This window comes from Desulfosarcina alkanivorans (assembly GCF_009688945.1).
Lineage (GTDB): Bacteria > Desulfobacterota > Desulfobacteria > Desulfobacterales > Desulfosarcinaceae > Desulfosarcina > Desulfosarcina alkanivorans.
On the sequence record NZ_AP021874.1, the window covers coordinates 812,655 to 828,365 of the forward strand.

The window sequence follows — 15,711 nt, forward strand, 5'->3', positions numbered from 1 at the left end:
GAAACACTTGTCTGCGAAACGGGGATCTGCTGGGAAATGATCAGATTGCCCTAAATCTAAAGAAAATCGCCGGGCAGGGCAAGAAAAAAAGGGAAGAAAAAATGGCCGTCTGAACAACCGGGCAGGAAAATGGCCGCCTTGTGGACGACGGTTTCCACCGGTAGTTGGTTTGACGCTTGACAAAAAAACTGCCATGGACCATGTGGGGGGGGCTGCGAAAGCAGCACAGGAAGGCCGATTCTAATAATCAACAGGGGGAAAAGGTTACGGATGGCCGTGAAAAAGAAACAGATTATCGAATGCGAGGTCATCGATGTGGCCTTCGGCGGCAAGGGACTGGCCAAGATCGACGGTTTTGCCGTCTTCATCGATCAGACCGTTACCGGGGATCGGGTCGCCGCCCGCATCATCCGGAAAAAACGCAACTACGCCGAGGCCGTGGTCCAGGAACTGCTGACGCCCTCGCCCCTGCGCGTGGCGCCGCCGTGTCCCTACAGCGGATTTTGCGGGGGATGCAAATGGCAGTTTATCGATTACCCGCACCAGCTGGATTTGAAACGCCGCCATGTGGCCGAATCACTGGAACACATCGCAATGCTGGGCGGAACCGCCGTTCATCCGACCCTGCCGTCGGATCATGTATTCGGCTACCGCAATAAAATGGAGTTTTCCTGCTCGGACCGCCGCTGGCTGATGCCCCACGAAATGGGAACGGACGCGGATATCAGCTTTGCCCTCGGACTGCATGTGCCCGGCACCTTCCACAAGGTGCTGGACACCCGGGCCTGTCTGTTGCAGCCGGAGGCGGGAAACCGGATACTCGATGCCGTGCGCACTTACATGCGTGCCTCTGACCGGCCGGTATACGGGCTGCGCACCCACGAAGGCTTCTGGCGGTTTCTCATGCTCCGGCATTCGGCGGCCCATGACCGGTGGATGGTCAACGTCGTCACCGCCGCGGAGGATCGTGAGGCGGTCCAGCCCCTGGCCGATCTCGTCCGGGATCAATTTCCCGAAGTGGTTTCCGTGGTCAACAACATTACCGCCAGACGCTCGGGCGTGGCCATCGGCGAGCGGGAAATCCACCTGGCCGGCGAGCCGGTCCTAACGGACCGGATCGGTGATTTTGATTTCGATATTTCGGCCAATTCTTTTTTTCAGACCAACACCCGTGGTGCACAGAGACTCTACGAAACGGTGGGGCGCTACGCTGCCCTGGAGGGTCATGAAACGGTTCTGGATCTGTACTGCGGCACCGGCACCATTGCCATCTGGCTGGCCCGTATGGCCGGTGAGGTGATCGGGCTGGAGCTGGTAGCCAGTGCCGTGGCCGATGCCCGCAAGAACTGCCGCACCAACGGCATCGACAACTGCCGGTTTATCCTCGGGGATATCAAGGATACCCTGGCGTCCATCGAAACGGTTCCGGACCTGCTGGTTATCGATCCTCCCCGCGCCGGAATGCACAAAGATGTGGTCGGGCAGGTGGTTAAAATGGCACCGGAGAAAATTGTCTATGTCTCCTGCAATCCGGCCACCCTGGCCAGGGATGTACTGGCACTCAAGGAGATCTACGACGTGGAAGCGGTGCAGCCGGTGGACATGTTCCCCCACACCTTTCATATCGAATCCGTGGCCCGGCTGGTGAAAAAAAAGGGATGAAATCGATCTTAAAAACGTCCATGGGGAAATATCGGAAGCCATCGACGATGAGTGGCGGCGAGGGGGCTGTGGATGAAATTCGGGAGGGTTGTCTGACGGCGGCGGACGGTTTGTCAGAATCGATACCTCTGGAAAAGAGTTGTTAATTTAAGTTAACTGCGTTAATGATTCTACCCGTAGCAACGGCATCCCGGAACGGATGGTGGCATTGAGGCCATTTAACTGAACCTGCAGGAGCGCACCCATGTCGACATTTCAGAAATTACGTAAAGAAGAGCGTGAAACGCGAAAAAGCCTGATCATCGATGCTGCCATGGACCTGTTCAGTCAAAAAGATTTTCACAATATCGGCATGCGGGATATTGCCAAACGGGCCGGCATATCGGCCGCCGCCATTTATCGCTATTTTCCCAGCCGTGACGACGTCTTCGTTGAGGCCCTGGTCCGCCACATGAAAGTGGTGGAGGAACTGTTTGAAAAAAGGGTTAAAGAGGGCCGCACCTCACTGGAAGAACTGGCCATGGGAAGTGTGGACTATCTGCTGGAAAATGAATCCGTATTCCAGATGATGGGCCATTTTATGATTTCCGGTCAAATCCAGCCCAAGGCGCTGGAGCGATATAACACCATGCAGCGCAATTTTCTCGACATTTTGGAAAAGGTGAACAATCAGACCGATATCGGCATGAACAACCGCCTGGTCACGCACGCCATCTATGCGTCCGTGACCGGCGTGGTCATGTCTTTCAGAAATTATCCAGGCCGATCGCCCGAGGAGATCAAACGCCACATTCATCGCCTTGTCCGTATCCTCAGCAGCGTTTTTACGACGGGCAGCATTCCCGAAAACCTCAGTCGATAGGATCGGACCGGATTTTTCCCCTCCCGCCGAAAGCTGAATCCCGGAATGATCGACATGCAGCCGGGCTCTCAGATTCGAGCTGTTTGCCAGGCAGGTGTAAATTATGCTGATCGCAAGATATGTGCTGCTGGTGTGCATGACCGCGGCAGTGATCGCCTGTTCGCCAAAAACGATCATGGTCGGTCAAATGACCGATCTGGTGGACGACGGCATGATCGCTTTCGAGCGTGACGACGATCTGCAGCTGTTAGAAAACGCCATCCCGGCCAACATCAAACTGCTGGAGGCCCTGCTGGCGAACAGCCCCGATAATCGCCGGCTGATCACCCTGCTGTCCCGGTTTTACGGAAGCTATGCATTCGGGTTTGTGGAAACCCGGCTGGAGGAGCGGTTATTCGCTGGCCCTGCCGGCAGATCACGGGGGCCGGAGACCGATCGGCTGAAAGATCAGCTGAACCGCTGCTACCTGAAGGGTGCCGGCTATGCCCTGATGGCCCTGGAAAAAAGTGTGCCGGGTGCGGCGGACGCATTCCGCCAGGTCGATACCATCGGGCCCTATCTGGAACGGCTGGGAGACCGCCAGGTGGCAGCGCTTTTCTGGTACGGATTCAACCTCGGGGCCTGGGTCAACCGCAACCTCGATTCCGTGCGGGCCGTATCCCGGGCACACCTGGCCCGTCAGGTCATGGAGCGGGTGGCAGAAATAAATCCCGTCTATCACCACGCAGGTGCCCATCTTTTCCTGATGGCCTATTTCGGTTCCCGGCCGCCCATGATGGGCGGCAGCCAGGAGAAAGCCCGCGGGCACTATCGGCGATTGAAACAGATTGCCGGCGACGCATACCTGCTGGCGGACCTTTTTTATGGCCGCTACTGTCTGCCACAGCAGCAGGCCAGGGACGCCTTTGTCGATCTGATGCAGCGGATCGTCGACCATCCAACCGGTGAGTGTGATGTTTCCCTTTACAATGCCATTGCCGGTCGCCGGGCCGCCATTTATCTTTCCGCCGTGGATTTGCTGTTTGAATGAACATCGAAATATGAGATAGATAAGACTGCGATGGGGATCTGAAGTGAATTTTCCCGACTATCCCTGAAGCACCAGCCCTTCTCCCGCTTCCGGTCCATCCATCCCCCATAGCTCGGTCATCGGAGGGGTTGCATGAAACGCGTCCTTGTTTTTTTCAGCATGATCGTCTGGCTGCTCCTGTCCTGCAGCGCATCGGTGCTTGCCGGTCCCGTTGAAATCAAAATTGCCGTGGTAATGCCCGAGGGCAGTACCTGGACCAACACCCTGCATGCCTTTGCCGATTCGGTAAAAAAAGAAACCCGTGGCGATGCGGCCATTAAAATCTATGCCGGCGGTGTCAGCGGCGACGAGGTGGATGTGCTCAGGAAGATGCGCGCCAATCGCCTCCATGCCGGCGGGTTTTCCGGGGTGGGCCTGGGGCTTGTCCTGCCGGAGATACGTGTTCTCGAAGCACCCCTGCTTTTCGACACGCCCGAAGAGATCGATTTCGTCAAAGAAGCGCTGTTCGATGATTTTTCCGCCCGATTTGACGAGAAGGGATATGTCCTGCTGGGATTTGCCGAAGCCGGCTTCGTCTACCTGTTTTCCAAACAGCGCATCGACAGCCTGGACAACCTTCAACAAACCAAAATGTGGGTGTGGAAAGGGGACCGGGTCGCAGAAAATTTCCTGGATGCCTTCGGCGTCCCGGCCTATCCTCTTCAACTGGCCGACGTCAATACCGGACTTGAGACGGGGATGATTGATTCATTTTATTCTCCGCCACTTGCATCGGTCGCCTTCCAGTGGTACGCGAGGGTCAGATACATGCTCGATTTTCCCATGGTCAACAGTACCGGTGCCCTGTTGATGACTAAACGCGCCTTCCTGCGCCTGAGCCCCGAAAATCGGGAAATCGTGCGCCGCCTGGCCAGAACCTACTGCGACAGACTGGTCGCGCTGACCCGCAGGGACAACGCCGAGGCGCTTCAGGTGCTAGGTGAGGCCGGAATTGAACTGATCCCGCCGACCCGTGAGCAGGTTGCATCGTTCAGAAAAAGCGCTGAAAAGAATTACCGGACCAGTATCCCGTCCCTATATTCGGAGGAATTGTTCGACCGGGTCCGCGGATTGATTGACGACCATCGGAAGACGGAAAAATGATCAACACCATCCGACGGCTGGACGACGCCATGGCGTCGATCGAAAAAAGCGCTGTCCTGCTGTGCTTTTCAATCCTGGTCCTTTTTATCGTCATCACCATCCTCTCCCGTAATGTTTGGCATCTCCCCTCCCATCAGCTTTTCGAAGCAGGACCCCGCCTGGTCCTCTGGCTGGCATTACTGGGCGCCTCCCTGGCGTTGAAACGGCAGCGGCATATCCGGCTGGAACTGGCGCTGCGCCACTGCAGCCCGCGCGTCCGCACGGGTGCTGGGGTTGTGTCCGGCCTTTTCGGGGCTTTGGTGATGGGCGTCCTTTTTGCCGCTTCGCTGGCCTTCGTCCAAAATGAAATCGCCATGTTCGGTGCCTGGGGGCGGCTCTCGGTTATTTTCCCGATTTTCTTCGGGATGGCGGCGTTTCGCTACCTGGCCGGCATCCTTTACCGATTGGCGCCCGAACCCACCCGGCAGGCCAGACCGATCCGATGAGCTGGCTCGGCGTCGCCATTGTTGTCATTCTGGCCATGGCCCTTCTGGAAACCCCGGTATTTACGGTGATTGCCGCGCTGTCCATCGCCTGCCTCTACCTTGTGGACCACGACTGGCTCTCGCTTCAGATGATTTTGATCGAAATGAACCGATTGGGGGCCATGCCGGTTCTGGTTGCCCTTCCGCTGTTTACCCTTGTGGGCTGCCTGCTCACCGAAACCCGCGCACCCCGGCGCATCATGAATTTCATTGAAGCGCTCCTGGGGTGGCTGCCCGGCGGACTGGCCATGGCGGCACTTTGTTCCTGCGCCTTTTTTACCGCACTGACCGGAGCCAGCGGGGTTACCATTGTGGCCATGGGCGGCCTGCTTTATCCGGTGATGCGCGGTAAAGGATACGCCGATCGATTCACCCTGGGGCTGCTGACCACCTCGGGCAGCCTGGGATTGCTCTTCCCGCCCAGCCTGGCCGTGATTTTGTATGGTGTGGTGGCCCAGACGGATATCGGGCTGATCTTCAAGGCCGCCCTGGTCCCCGGGGCCTTTCTTGTCGTGGTGCTTTGCGGCTATGCGTTTTTTATAAAGTGGCCGGACGGCCGGCCGGGCCCCCGTCCACGGATCTCTTTCAAGCGGTTGAATTCCGTTTTTTGGGAAGCCGCCTGGGACTGGCCCTTGATCGGCATTATTCTGGCCGGGGTGTATGGTGGCTTCGTCACCATTGCCGAGGTCTCCGCCGTCGTGTTGATTTACGTGGTCGTGGTGGAGTGCTTTGTTCTGAAAGAGGTTTCCTTTTTCAAGGAACTGCCGGCGATCATCGTCGAAAGTGCGGTGCTGTCCGGTGCCATTATCGTGATCCTGGGTGTCGCCCTGGGATTTACCGGTTTTCTGGTAGACCAACAGATTCCCGGCCGGATCCTTGAATCCCTGACCGCTTTCAGTGACAGCAAACTGTTTTTCCTGGCCGGATTGAACCTGTTCCTGCTGGGCGTTGGCTGCATCATGGATATTTTTTCAGCGATTGTGATCGTGGTGCCCATTATCGTGCCCATTGCCATGTCATACGGGGTGGACCCCATCCACCTGTGCATCATCTTCCTGGTGAATCTGGAAATTGGGTATTCCACCCCACCGGTGGGCATCAACCTGTTCATTTCAAGCCTGAAATTCGAAAAACCCGTGACGCTGATTTACCGGGCCTCATTTCCGTACCTGATGCTTTTGCTCGGGGTGCTTGTCGTTATTACTTATGTGCCGTGGCTGAGTTTGTTTCTGGTGCGTTAGCCCCTGATGGCATCTGCCGGATATGGGTGACATTGCCGGTATTTGCTGATATGAAGTCCATGATCGACTCCCGGCCGGGTCAGGGGTCAGGCTTCCGTCGGGGGATGCACCCGGCTGGCCTTAACATGGATGAACTCGAACATGACGGATTTCGGCCTGCACCATCATGAGCCCGCTGAGCATGGACACAGACGAAAAAATTGGTAAAAGCCGGACGCAGTTGAAAAGAGAGGCCGCCGCCCTCCAGAAACTGGGTGAAAAGCTGGTTACGCTTTCGGAGGAGCAGTTAAGCCGGATGGCGCTGCCCGATGCGTTGATGGCAGCCATCACGGTGATACGGCCCATGACATCCCGAGGCGCCCGGCGGCGTCAGCTGCAGTATATCGGCACCATCATGCGAAGCGTGGATACGGAACCCATCGAAAAGGCGCTCCTGGAAATAGAACAGGGCGACTATCGGCGGGCCAAAGCATTCCATCGTATCGAAAGCTGGCGGGACCGGCTGGTGGCCGGAGAGGATGCTGTGTTGGAAAAGATTCTGGAAACCTTCCCCGATGCGGATCGCCAGCGTCTGGGCCAGCTGGTGCGCAGTGCCCGCAGGGAGAAGAAAAAAAGCGCCCCGCCGAAATCGGCCCGCAACCTGTTTCGTTATCTGAAAGACCTGGATGCCGGCGGGTAACCATTTTTCCGCAGGGGCTAAAACGCACCCAGCTGGCAGTTGCAGATTTTGATTCCCAGGGCCTCACAGGCGTTGGACACCTCTATTTTGGCCAGGTTGAGTCGTTTGGCCACCCCCCAGGCCGCTTCACAGCTGATCCGATCCCCATCCATGGCGGCGCCGATGGCTTTTTCGAGCTCCTTCCCCACCGGTGTTGAGGCATCGACGGCTTTCCCTTTTTTGGACCCGTATCCATACAGCCCCAACTGGCACTTGCAGATCCGTTTTTCGAGCAGGTCGATGTTCATGCCCACCATTTTCGGCGGGCAGGCGTGCCTTTTGGCGATCATGTGGGCGGCCGCACAGGTGATGCGCCCATCCTTTTCCTTTTCGAGGATCTCGTCGGCAATGGCGGTATCTATTTTTCCGTCCGGATGTTTGGCTCCGTAGTGGCCGGCATCTTCATGTGCCATGTTGCACCTCGCTTGGGTTCGCGTTTCGTTAACGGTTCGGACGACGATCGGGTTGCCCCCTTGGCGGGGCCAACGGGTTATGGTTTGTTTTTCATCCCGGCCAGCACCCAGTGGGCACACCACCCGACGACAACCGGTCCGAGACCGATAACGGCGAAGGGGATGGCGGCCTGCTGCCAGGGCTGGAAATAGGCGGCACAGGCCAGCGGCCAGAGGACCGACACCACGATGGCCAGGCGAAGCGTCCAGGAAAATCTGAGGCCCGGTCGACGCAGAAGCACCCTTGGCGGTGACGGACGCGGTTTGATCATCCGGGGAACCAGAAATATTCCCAGCACGACCAGTACGATAAGCAGAATTTCCTGTATCCCTGAAAACATGGGGTCCTTTACCGGGCTGTCTTAACGGGTTGCTGGCAAGGGCAACTTCTGTAGCATAAACCCAATGGTTAGGCAATCATTGGTCAATGCCGGCGTCCAGGGAATCGTTGCCGGAAAGACCTTCGCGTTTCACGGCGGCGGGGATAAGCCAATGTCCGGTGAATGGGTTTCGCCGGTTCTTGAAGTTTTCCTGCATCGGTTCGATAGTAGTATACAGACAGGGTCCTTTTTGGAGCCCTGCCATATAAAATAAAAACGGATCAAAGGATTGGGGACATGGACATCCGGTGTACGCTGAATCTGCCCCAGCGGATCAATGAATCTGGGCGGGCCGCGACGGTGCCCCTGGCGTTGCGCGCCGGCGATGTCCTGTCGGCATCGGTACTGGATGTGGAAAAAGGCAACGATGCCCTGCTGTCTTTCGATGGGTTCAAGGCCTATGCACGTATGCCCCTGCCCATGGTCGCCGGCCAGGACGTGCAGATCCGGGTGGATCCCACAGCGGACCGCCTGCGCATGGTCATGATACCCGAAAGCGGCATGCCGACCAACGCTGAGGACGTCGACCGTCTGGAAATTCGATGGTTCGAACCGGTATCAGACACCCCCTCTCTTTTCGCCCATTCCCGTTTCCTGCTCCCCGGGAGGTCTTTCCAGGCGCGCATCACGGGGTTTGAAAAAAACGGCCGGACGCTGGTGGATTTCGGACAATTCAAAGCTTTGGCAAAAATCGACGTCCCGGTCAGCCGGGGGCAGACCATCACCCTTAAGGTGGTGAACAGTGAACATGGCGGCACCTTCACCGTGGCGCCCGACGGGCGATCGTCAGGCATCAACCCCGCGGCACCGTCAATGGCGGGCCTGGTCAGCGTCCGGGGAGAGGAGGGAGGGGCGCCTGCCAAAACCGTCGGCCCGACAGCGCCGCCAACGGTTGCCGATGCGGCGGTCGTGCGTGAACAGATTCAGTACTTGCGTCATCGGGCGGTACAACCGGAGAAGGCGGTTTCGGTACCCTTTCCGTCCGGGCTGAAAGCCGCCCTGACCCATCTCGATCAGGCCCTCCAACCGGCAAATGCGACAGGGAACCCGACGACGCTGGCGGCCAGGGTCCGGGAGTTTGTCGAAAATTCAGGCCTTTATTTTGAAAAACGACTGGAGTCGGTCATCCGCGGCCTTCAGGACGGGCCGGCGTCGAGGACGACAGGCGAATTGGCCGCGCAACCGGCCATCCGTGACGTGATGCTGAAGGATCTAAAGCCCAACCTGTTGATCCTGAAACAGTTTCTTGATTTGCAGCCCATGGACACGCCGGGGGCGGATCGGCACCTGCTGGAGACGCTGAAACAGGTGGTTCAACGGGCGGTTACCAACATCGAGCATCAACAAACCATGGCCACCGAAAAGCCTGTCGACCCGGACCTTTTTCAGGCCTTCTCCCACCTGCTGTTCCTGAGCGACACCCCCCGCAATGCCCGTCTCAAGGTGTTTTACGCCAAGAAAGCACGGGACGACGCCCAAAAGCCCCCCCGGGTTGCCCTGCTGCTGGAAATGGACACCCTTGGCACGGTTCGCAGCGATTTATGGATGGTCGGAAAGGACCTGAACATCACTTTTTTCGTTCAGGACACCGGTGCCAAGACGGCCATTGAGACCGGGTGTCACTGTATCGGTCAGAAGCTGGACAATATCTTCCATACCGTTGCCGTCAGGGTGGTGGTCAACAAGAAAAAAATTGATGAATTTGAAGACGACGATCCGGCCCCCTGCGATGGACGACTGGTGGACCTGAACATATGAACGAACAACGGAGCAAAAGGGCGGCTGCGTTAAAATATGACCAGGCCGGGAAAATGGCCCCCCGGGTGGTGGCCAAGGGCAAGGGACGCATTGCCGAGCAGATCATCCAGGTGGCAAGGGAAAACAACGTTCCCCTTCATGAGGACCCCAATCTGGCCAATGTGCTCGAAGCCATGGAACTGGAGTCTGAAATTCCAGCCGAATTATACCGCGCCGTGGCCGAAGTGCTGGTGTTTATCTATCGGCTGAACGGCAAACTCCGATCGTGAACGGTGACCGGGTATTAGTCGGGTGTCCATCCAGAAATGAGGGATTTGGGTCCAGATCAAGGCATGCGAAAAATTTAACCGCCCCGTATGGATCACGGGATGCCCCACAGGCATATCTTTGATATTCCGAGGATTAAATTTTTCGCATAACGCAGATACCGGGCAAAAAAACCATTTATGGATAGGCACTAGTCGAACAACGGCAGTTGACCGGTTGGCTCTGATGGGGATGCTTTCGGTACAGATGCCGGTTGACCGCCGGCCGGCACCTCAGGCCGGTCGTAGGTGACCGAGAACCGGCCTGGCTGTGTTTGCTCAACGGTCGCGGGCAGCGGGATCATCAGTTCGCTTTCCTGGCGGGTGATCACCGGAAATCCGTAGACCCGGTTGATGTGTTTGACCGCTTTGCCTGCCGTTTCCCGGTCTCCGATAAATTGCCGATGATTTTCGAATCGCTGGCCGATGCGCTGACGCCCCTGTTCGATGGCCCCTTTGCATTGTTCTTCTATCAGCGGCCTGAAGGCGTCGTCCGTCTCGTAGCCCACGCTGTTTCGGCCGGCGGTGGCCGCGGCGAACAGGGTGGTTCCGGTGCCCAGGAAGGGATCGAGCACCGTATCGCCCATGACGGAAAACATGGATATCAGGCGGTAGGGCAGTTCAAAGGGAAAGGCTCCGCTGCGCTGCCGCAATTGCCTGTCGCCGGTTTTCTGCCGGGTGCCCTTCAGATCCATCCATACGTCCGAGAACCACTGGTTGCGTTCCTCCCAGAAGTAGGCGCTTTGCCGGCGGTTGGCCTTCTCCGCCCGGGTATTGAACAGTCGTTTGCCGCCCTTTCGAAATATCAGGATGTGCTCGTGCTCCAGGGTCACATAGGCCCCCGGGGGCATCATGCCCGACCCCATGAATTTGTTGGGGGCATTGGTCTGCTTGCGCCACAGGATATTCGGCAGGTTGGAAAACCCAAGATCCAGCATCCGTGAAAGGATGCGGCTGTGATTGGGGTAGATGGAAAACTGGCCACCCATGGTCCGGGTGGCGTCACCGATGTTGATGCAGGCGATGCCACCGGGAACCAGCACCCGATATAGTTCCTCCCACACCCGGTCCAACTGCCGGTGCATCAGTTCAAATGCCCGCATACCGGCCTGGTTGTCCATGGCCTCCCGGGTAGCGGCCTGCCGGCAGAACAGGGGGTCCCACATCTCGATCATGGGATAGGGAGGAGAGGTCACCACCAGGTGAACGCTCCGGGTGGCGACGTCGTTCATTTTTTCAGCATCGTCAAAGTGGGTGAGATGATGGGTTACCATGGGCGTGCGTTTCCTTTTGTGGGCAGTGTCATCGCATAAACGGCGGCTTCTTTCAATCCTGACATACCATCCTGAAGATGGGGGAGCGGAAAACCGCTTTTCTCCGATCAGGGCGGCTAATTGTTCGTCCACGGCATCGCACCGTTTACCGGTTGACCATCCATGCCCTGACGGGTGGGAGAAAAAAGCTTATGAAATCATCAAAATTTTATAAAAAAGGTGTAAAAAACAGAACAAATAAGGTTTTAACCACTTGTAAACATATTTAAATTGGTTTTGATGAAATAAGCACGAATTTGCCTTGCACCTTGACTTTCCTTTTAAAATCGAAGAAATATACCCTTCGTGCCGGACTCAGGCGGCAGTGACCTATCCAGTTCGTCATTATCAGACGGTTTCCCTTAAATAAATACATGTATGGCATTTGAATGGAATCGATCCGGGGAAAGGCCGGGTGGCGGCATTATCAGAATAATTAAAGCGCAGGTCAGTTGTTTTCAGCGGAAACAGACAGCAGTTCACTTACATGCAGACCATGGAGGAAACGGAAAAATGATCAAGGTGCTTGTCAGCGATGCCCTCGGTGACGCGGGAATTCAGATCTTCGAAGAGACAGAAGGCATCGATGTGGATGTCAACACAGGGCTTTCTCCCCGGGAACTGATTGGAACCATAGGCGACTACGATGCGCTGGTCATCCGCAGCGCCACACGGGTAACCGAGGAGGTGCTCGACGCGGGGAAAAAACTGAAAGTGGTGGGGCGCGCCGGCATCGGCCTGGACAATGTGGATATCGCCGCGGCCACCAAGCGGGGCGTGGTTGTCATGAACACCCCCACGGGCAACGTGGTGACCACCGCCGAGCATGCCATTGCCATGATGATGGCCCTGACCCGCAACATTCCCCAGGGCACCCTGTCGTTGAAAGCCGGTCGCTGGGACAAGAAGAAGCTGCAGGGCAGGGAAGTGTACAATAAAATCCTGGGGGTTATCGGTTTCGGAAAAATCGGATCCATTGTGGCGGACCGGGCCAAGGGGCTTCGCATGCAGGTGGTGATCTACGATCCATTTGTCGCACCCGAACAGATTGAAAAGGCCGGTTTCGAAAGTGTGACCCTGGATGAGCTGTACCGGCGGGCCGACTATATTTCAGTTCACGTTCCCAAGCTCAAGGAGACCACCGGCCTGCTGAACAAAGCCGCCTTCGACAAGATGAAAGACGGTGTGATGATCATGAACTGCGCCCGTGGCGGCATCGTCGACGAAGATGATCTTCACGAGGCCATGAAATCCGGTCGGGTGGCCGGAGCGGCGCTGGATGTGTTCGAAGCCGAACCTCCCGGCGAGTGCCGCCTGTTCGAACTGGACCGGATCATCTGTACCCCCCACCTGGGTGCATCCACGCGGGAAGCCCAGACCAATGTTGCCGTGGCCGTGGCCCGGCAGATTATCAGCTACCTGACCAGCGGCACCGTCATCAATGCCGTCAATGTGCCCTCCGTGGCCGGGGACCTGCTGAAAAAAATCGGCCCCTATATGGAAGTGGGCGACCGGATGGGCTGCCTGCAGGCCCAGTTGGCCGATGGTCCGGTAAAGGCCCTGACCATTGAATATACCGGTGATTTCAAAGGGATGGACATGGCTCCGGTATCCACGGCGATTTTGAAGGGCCTGCTCACCCCCATGGTCAAATATGCGGTCAACTTTGTCAACGCACCGCTGGTGGCCAAGGAAATGGGCATCAAGGTCACCGAGTCCACCACCTCGGAAGCCGAAGACTACACGCATCTGATCACCCTGAAGGTAGGCACCGATGCCGGTGAAAACGTCGTGGCCGGAACGATCATCGGCCGGAGCGACATCAAAGTGGTCAAGATCAACAATTTCCGCCTGGAACTGGTGCCGGAAGGCCACATCCTGCTGATTTTCAACCATGACCGGCCCGGCGCCATCGGCGGTATCGGAACCACCCTGGGACGCCACAACATCAATATCGGCCGGATGCACGTGGGGCAGGAAAAGGACGGCGACCACAATATCATTTTCCTGCAGACCGATACGCCGGTCCCCTCCGATGTGATCGAAGAATTGCGTTCGGCGCAGATGGTCAACTCGGTGACGCCGTTGGAACTGTAATCTCTGTTTTGGCTTCGGTTACTAACCAGACGGTTTCCGGGCGCAAGATGAATAAATTTTCCTGCCGTAAGCGACGGGGGTGATACCCCCCCGTCGCTCACCCATCCCTGCCTTGTTTCGTTTTTCAGAAGATATTGCAAAAAAACAATCCGTTTAAAAAACATCAACGTTTGATGATTATTGGTGTGTCCGGTAGAATTGCATCAGATATTTTTGTAGTGGGCTATCAGTCGGTATTGCATAACAGGAAACCGGGGAAAAAGATGCCGCTCCTTTTAGAGAACCTGATCGCCATCGACCGCATGCAAACGCTTTTCGATGCTTTTTATAACGCCACAAACATCGGGGCCGCGATTATCTCGCTGGACGGCAAAATTCTGGTCAGTTCGGGGTGGCAGATCATCTGTAGAGAATTTCATCGCCGGAATCCTGAATCAGAAAAAATGTGTGTCCAGAGCGATACCCGTGTCTATAAAAAAATGATGTGCGGCAGGGGGCAGGCGGTTTATCGCTGCCCCCACGGTCTTATCGACGCAGCCATTCCGATCGTTATCAACGATCGTCACATGGGCAGCCTCTTCACCGGTCAATTCCTCTTCGAAGCCCCCGATGCAGAAACGCTTGAACGGTTTAAAAGACAGGCCTCCAAATGGGGATTTGATCGAGATGCGTACATGGCCGCCTTGTCGGCGGTTCCAATTGTTCCGGAAGATCGGGTTGAGTCAATTCTCCATTATCTGAAGCAACTTTCAGAATTGATAGGAGAAATGGGACTGGCCCATATTGAGCTCGAAGTGCGTAAGAATACCATTCTTGATACCAACGCCGCGCTTAAACGTGAAACCCGGCGGAGGTTGAGAGAAACCCAAAAATATGCCCAGATTCTTGAGGGAAATCCCATCCCCACCTTTGTCATCGATGCCGACAGCAAGATCACCCACTGGAACCGGGCCTGCGAAATGCTGACCGGCATCCCGGCAGCCGATATGATCGGCACCGGCAACCATCGTGAAGCCTTTTATGTCCGACGGCGCGAATTGATGGCCGACCTGATTGTCAGGAGGGCGGGCACCTATGATTTTTCCATGCTTTACGGAGGGAAATTTAAAGGTTCCCAATTGATAAAAAATGGTTACGAAGGTGAGGAATTCTTTCCCAAACTTGGAGAGAACGGGAAATGGCTGTTTTTTACCGCGGCCCCACTTAAAGATGACCACGGCAATGTCATCGGTGCCATCGAAACGATTCAGGACATTACCGACCGAAGACTGGCAGATCAGGCGTTGCGCACCAGCGAGGCGCGCTACCACCAGCTTTTTGAATTTGCCAATGATGCCATTTTTATTCTCAAGAACGAGTCGATTGTCGATTGCAACCGCAAAGCCCTGGACCTGTTCAAGAGTTCCCGACAGGAAATGCTTGGCTTGTCACCCCTCGATCTTTCGACCAGGACCCAGACCGACGGCGTGTTGTCAAAAGATGAAGCCAGTCGAAAATTGGAATTGCTGCTTCACGATGTTCCCCAATTTTTCGAATGGCGATTAAAGAGAAAGGATGGGTCGCAATTTGATGCGGAGGTCAGCCTGACTCGATTTTACATCACCGGCACCCCCCATGGACTGGCCATCATTCGTGATATCACCGGTCGCAAAAAAATGATCCAAGCGCTGGAGGACCGCCAACGCGCATTGGATGATAAGACAAGCTATCTTGAAAAGGTCAACCAGGCCCTGAAAGCCTCGCTTGATCATCGAGAGGTTGAAAAACGAGCGGTGGAAGAAAGTATGCTGGTTATTTTGAAACGTTTCGTCTTTCCGTATATCGAAGAACTGGGTGGATGCCAACTCAGCACGGATGCCAAAGCCTACGTGAATATCATCGAGACGAACCTGAAAGACATTGTTTCTCGATTTTCCCAAACCGTTTTTTCCAAATACCTCAATTTTACCCCCACTGAAGTTCGCATTGCCGATTTTATCCGTGGTGGCAAGAACTCCAAAGAAATTGCCCAACTGCTGGGACTGTCCCCCAGTTCAGTTCAATGGCATCGTAAAAACATCAGGGAAAAACTGGGTTTGACCAACAAAAAGGTGAACCTGTATACCTATCTGATTTCATTGGCTGAATAATTTTTCGAACCCGTCGGAAATGCGACTCTTTACGAGTGCATCCATATTAATTATCCTCGCCCTTTAAACAAAAAGGGTGTTTTTACCCCCCAATACC

At 55.8% G+C, this 15,711-nt stretch carries 14 protein-coding genes; 11 read left to right on the forward strand and 3 right to left on the reverse strand.

The genetic code is table 11. The features are described 5' to 3' along the window. The first annotated feature begins 270 nt into the window (after positions 1-270). The 7 genes from rlmD to yjgA all read left to right on the forward strand — a co-directional run bounded on the left by rlmD (position 271) and on the right by yjgA (position 7,141). Positions 271-1,662 carry a 23S rRNA (uracil(1939)-C(5))-methyltransferase RlmD gene (rlmD, locus tag DSCA_RS03665; RefSeq protein WP_155315142.1) on the forward strand — a complete coding sequence of 464 codons (1,392 nt, stop codon included), beginning with the start codon at positions 271-273 and terminating at the stop codon, positions 1,660-1,662. Positions 1,663-1,906: 244 nt separating this feature from the next. Continuing rightward, positions 1,907-2,524 carry a TetR/AcrR family transcriptional regulator gene (locus DSCA_RS03670; RefSeq protein ID WP_155315143.1) on the forward strand — a complete coding sequence of 206 codons (618 nt, stop codon included), beginning with the start codon at positions 1,907-1,909 and terminating at the stop codon, positions 2,522-2,524. A gap of 103 nt (positions 2,525-2,627) precedes the next feature. Then, entirely contained in the window at positions 2,628-3,554 is a 927-nt protein-coding gene (locus tag DSCA_RS03675; protein WP_155315144.1) for a TRAP transporter TatT component family protein, read from the forward strand. Positions 3,555-3,686: 132 nt separating this feature from the next. Continuing rightward, complete coding sequence (locus DSCA_RS03680) at positions 3,687-4,697, forward strand: TRAP transporter substrate-binding protein (protein ID WP_155315145.1); 1,011 nt, start codon at positions 3,687-3,689, stop codon at positions 4,695-4,697. Then, positions 4,694-5,182: a TRAP transporter small permease subunit gene (locus DSCA_RS03685; RefSeq protein ID WP_155315146.1), complete on the forward strand. Its 489-nt coding sequence runs from the start codon at positions 4,694-4,696 to the stop codon at positions 5,180-5,182. Before DSCA_RS03680 ends, DSCA_RS03685 begins: the two co-directional genes overlap by 4 nt. After that, a complete protein-coding gene (locus tag DSCA_RS03690) occupies positions 5,179-6,462 on the forward strand; it encodes a TRAP transporter large permease (protein ID WP_155315147.1) in 1,284 nt (427 codons plus the stop codon). The genes DSCA_RS03685 and DSCA_RS03690 overlap by 4 nt, the downstream gene beginning before the upstream one ends. A gap of 181 nt (positions 6,463-6,643) precedes the next feature. Then, positions 6,644-7,141, forward strand: a complete 498-nt coding sequence (gene yjgA, locus DSCA_RS03695) for a ribosome biogenesis factor YjgA (protein WP_167527587.1) — start codon at positions 6,644-6,646, stop codon at positions 7,139-7,141. A 17-nt stretch (positions 7,142-7,158) separates the two neighbouring features. Here the strand turns inward: yjgA and DSCA_RS03700 are convergent, their stop codons facing one another. Then, on the reverse strand, positions 7,159-7,593 hold the full coding sequence (locus DSCA_RS03700; protein ID WP_155315149.1) for a hypothetical protein: 435 nt from the start codon (positions 7,591-7,593) through the stop codon (positions 7,159-7,161). A gap of 77 nt (positions 7,594-7,670) precedes the next feature. Next, positions 7,671-7,973, reverse strand: a complete 303-nt coding sequence (locus DSCA_RS03705) for a hypothetical protein (protein ID WP_155315150.1) — start codon at positions 7,971-7,973, stop codon at positions 7,671-7,673. Between the two features lie 276 nt (positions 7,974-8,249). On the opposite strand from DSCA_RS03705, the gene DSCA_RS03710 reads away from it, so the two are divergent. Both DSCA_RS03710 and DSCA_RS03715 read left to right on the forward strand, forming a co-directional pair. Then, positions 8,250-9,770 (forward strand): hypothetical protein, encoded by a 1,521-nt coding sequence (locus DSCA_RS03710; RefSeq protein WP_155315151.1) that lies wholly within the window; start codon positions 8,250-8,252, stop codon positions 9,768-9,770. Further along, the gene (locus DSCA_RS03715; RefSeq protein WP_155315152.1) at positions 9,767-10,039 is read left to right on the forward strand and encodes an EscU/YscU/HrcU family type III secretion system export apparatus switch protein; all 273 of its coding nucleotides are present in this window, start codon (positions 9,767-9,769) and stop codon (positions 10,037-10,039) included. Before DSCA_RS03710 ends, DSCA_RS03715 begins: the two co-directional genes overlap by 4 nt. 188 nt (positions 10,040-10,227) lie before the next feature. Here the strand turns inward: DSCA_RS03715 and DSCA_RS03720 are convergent, their stop codons facing one another. Further along, positions 10,228-11,349 carry a DNA-methyltransferase gene (locus DSCA_RS03720; protein WP_155315153.1) on the reverse strand — a complete coding sequence of 374 codons (1,122 nt, stop codon included), beginning with the start codon at positions 11,347-11,349 and terminating at the stop codon, positions 10,228-10,230. A 555-nt stretch (positions 11,350-11,904) separates the two neighbouring features. On the opposite strand from DSCA_RS03720, the gene serA reads away from it, so the two are divergent. After that, a complete protein-coding gene (serA, locus tag DSCA_RS03725) occupies positions 11,905-13,485 on the forward strand; it encodes a phosphoglycerate dehydrogenase (RefSeq protein ID WP_155320297.1) in 1,581 nt (526 codons plus the stop codon). 263 nt (positions 13,486-13,748) lie between these two features. After that, positions 13,749-15,614, forward strand: a complete 1,866-nt coding sequence (locus DSCA_RS03730) for a PocR ligand-binding domain-containing protein (protein ID WP_167527588.1) — start codon at positions 13,749-13,751, stop codon at positions 15,612-15,614. Positions 15,615-15,711 lie beyond the last annotated feature (97 nt).

Bases quoted from the DNA above. Each gene is read 5' to 3' on its own strand.
- DSCA_RS03680 (WP_155315145.1), top strand. From the start codon at position 3,687: ATGAAACGCGTCCTTGTTTTTTTCAGCATGATCGTCTGGCTGCTCCTG.
- DSCA_RS03670 (WP_155315143.1), top strand. From the start codon at position 1,907: ATGTCGACATTTCAGAAATTACGTAAAGAAGAGCGTGAAACGCGAAAA.
- yjgA (WP_167527587.1), top strand. From the start codon at position 6,644: ATGGACACAGACGAAAAAATTGGTAAAAGCCGGACGCAGTTGAAAAGA.
- DSCA_RS03730 (WP_167527588.1), top strand. From the start codon at position 13,749: ATGCCGCTCCTTTTAGAGAACCTGATCGCCATCGACCGCATGCAAACG.
- DSCA_RS03675 (WP_155315144.1), top strand. From the start codon at position 2,628: ATGCTGATCGCAAGATATGTGCTGCTGGTGTGCATGACCGCGGCAGTG.
- DSCA_RS03715 (WP_155315152.1), top strand. From the start codon at position 9,767: ATGAACGAACAACGGAGCAAAAGGGCGGCTGCGTTAAAATATGACCAG.
- DSCA_RS03685 (WP_155315146.1), top strand. From the start codon at position 4,694: ATGATCAACACCATCCGACGGCTGGACGACGCCATGGCGTCGATCGAA.
- rlmD (WP_155315142.1), top strand. From the start codon at position 271: ATGGCCGTGAAAAAGAAACAGATTATCGAATGCGAGGTCATCGATGTG.
- DSCA_RS03710 (WP_155315151.1), top strand. From the start codon at position 8,250: ATGGACATCCGGTGTACGCTGAATCTGCCCCAGCGGATCAATGAATCT.
- DSCA_RS03720 (WP_155315153.1), bottom strand. From the start codon at position 11,349: ATGGTAACCCATCATCTCACCCACTTTGACGATGCTGAAAAAATGAAC.
- DSCA_RS03705 (WP_155315150.1), bottom strand. From the start codon at position 7,973: ATGTTTTCAGGGATACAGGAAATTCTGCTTATCGTACTGGTCGTGCTG.
- DSCA_RS03690 (WP_155315147.1), top strand. From the start codon at position 5,179: ATGAGCTGGCTCGGCGTCGCCATTGTTGTCATTCTGGCCATGGCCCTT.
- DSCA_RS03700 (WP_155315149.1), bottom strand. From the start codon at position 7,593: ATGGCACATGAAGATGCCGGCCACTACGGAGCCAAACATCCGGACGGA.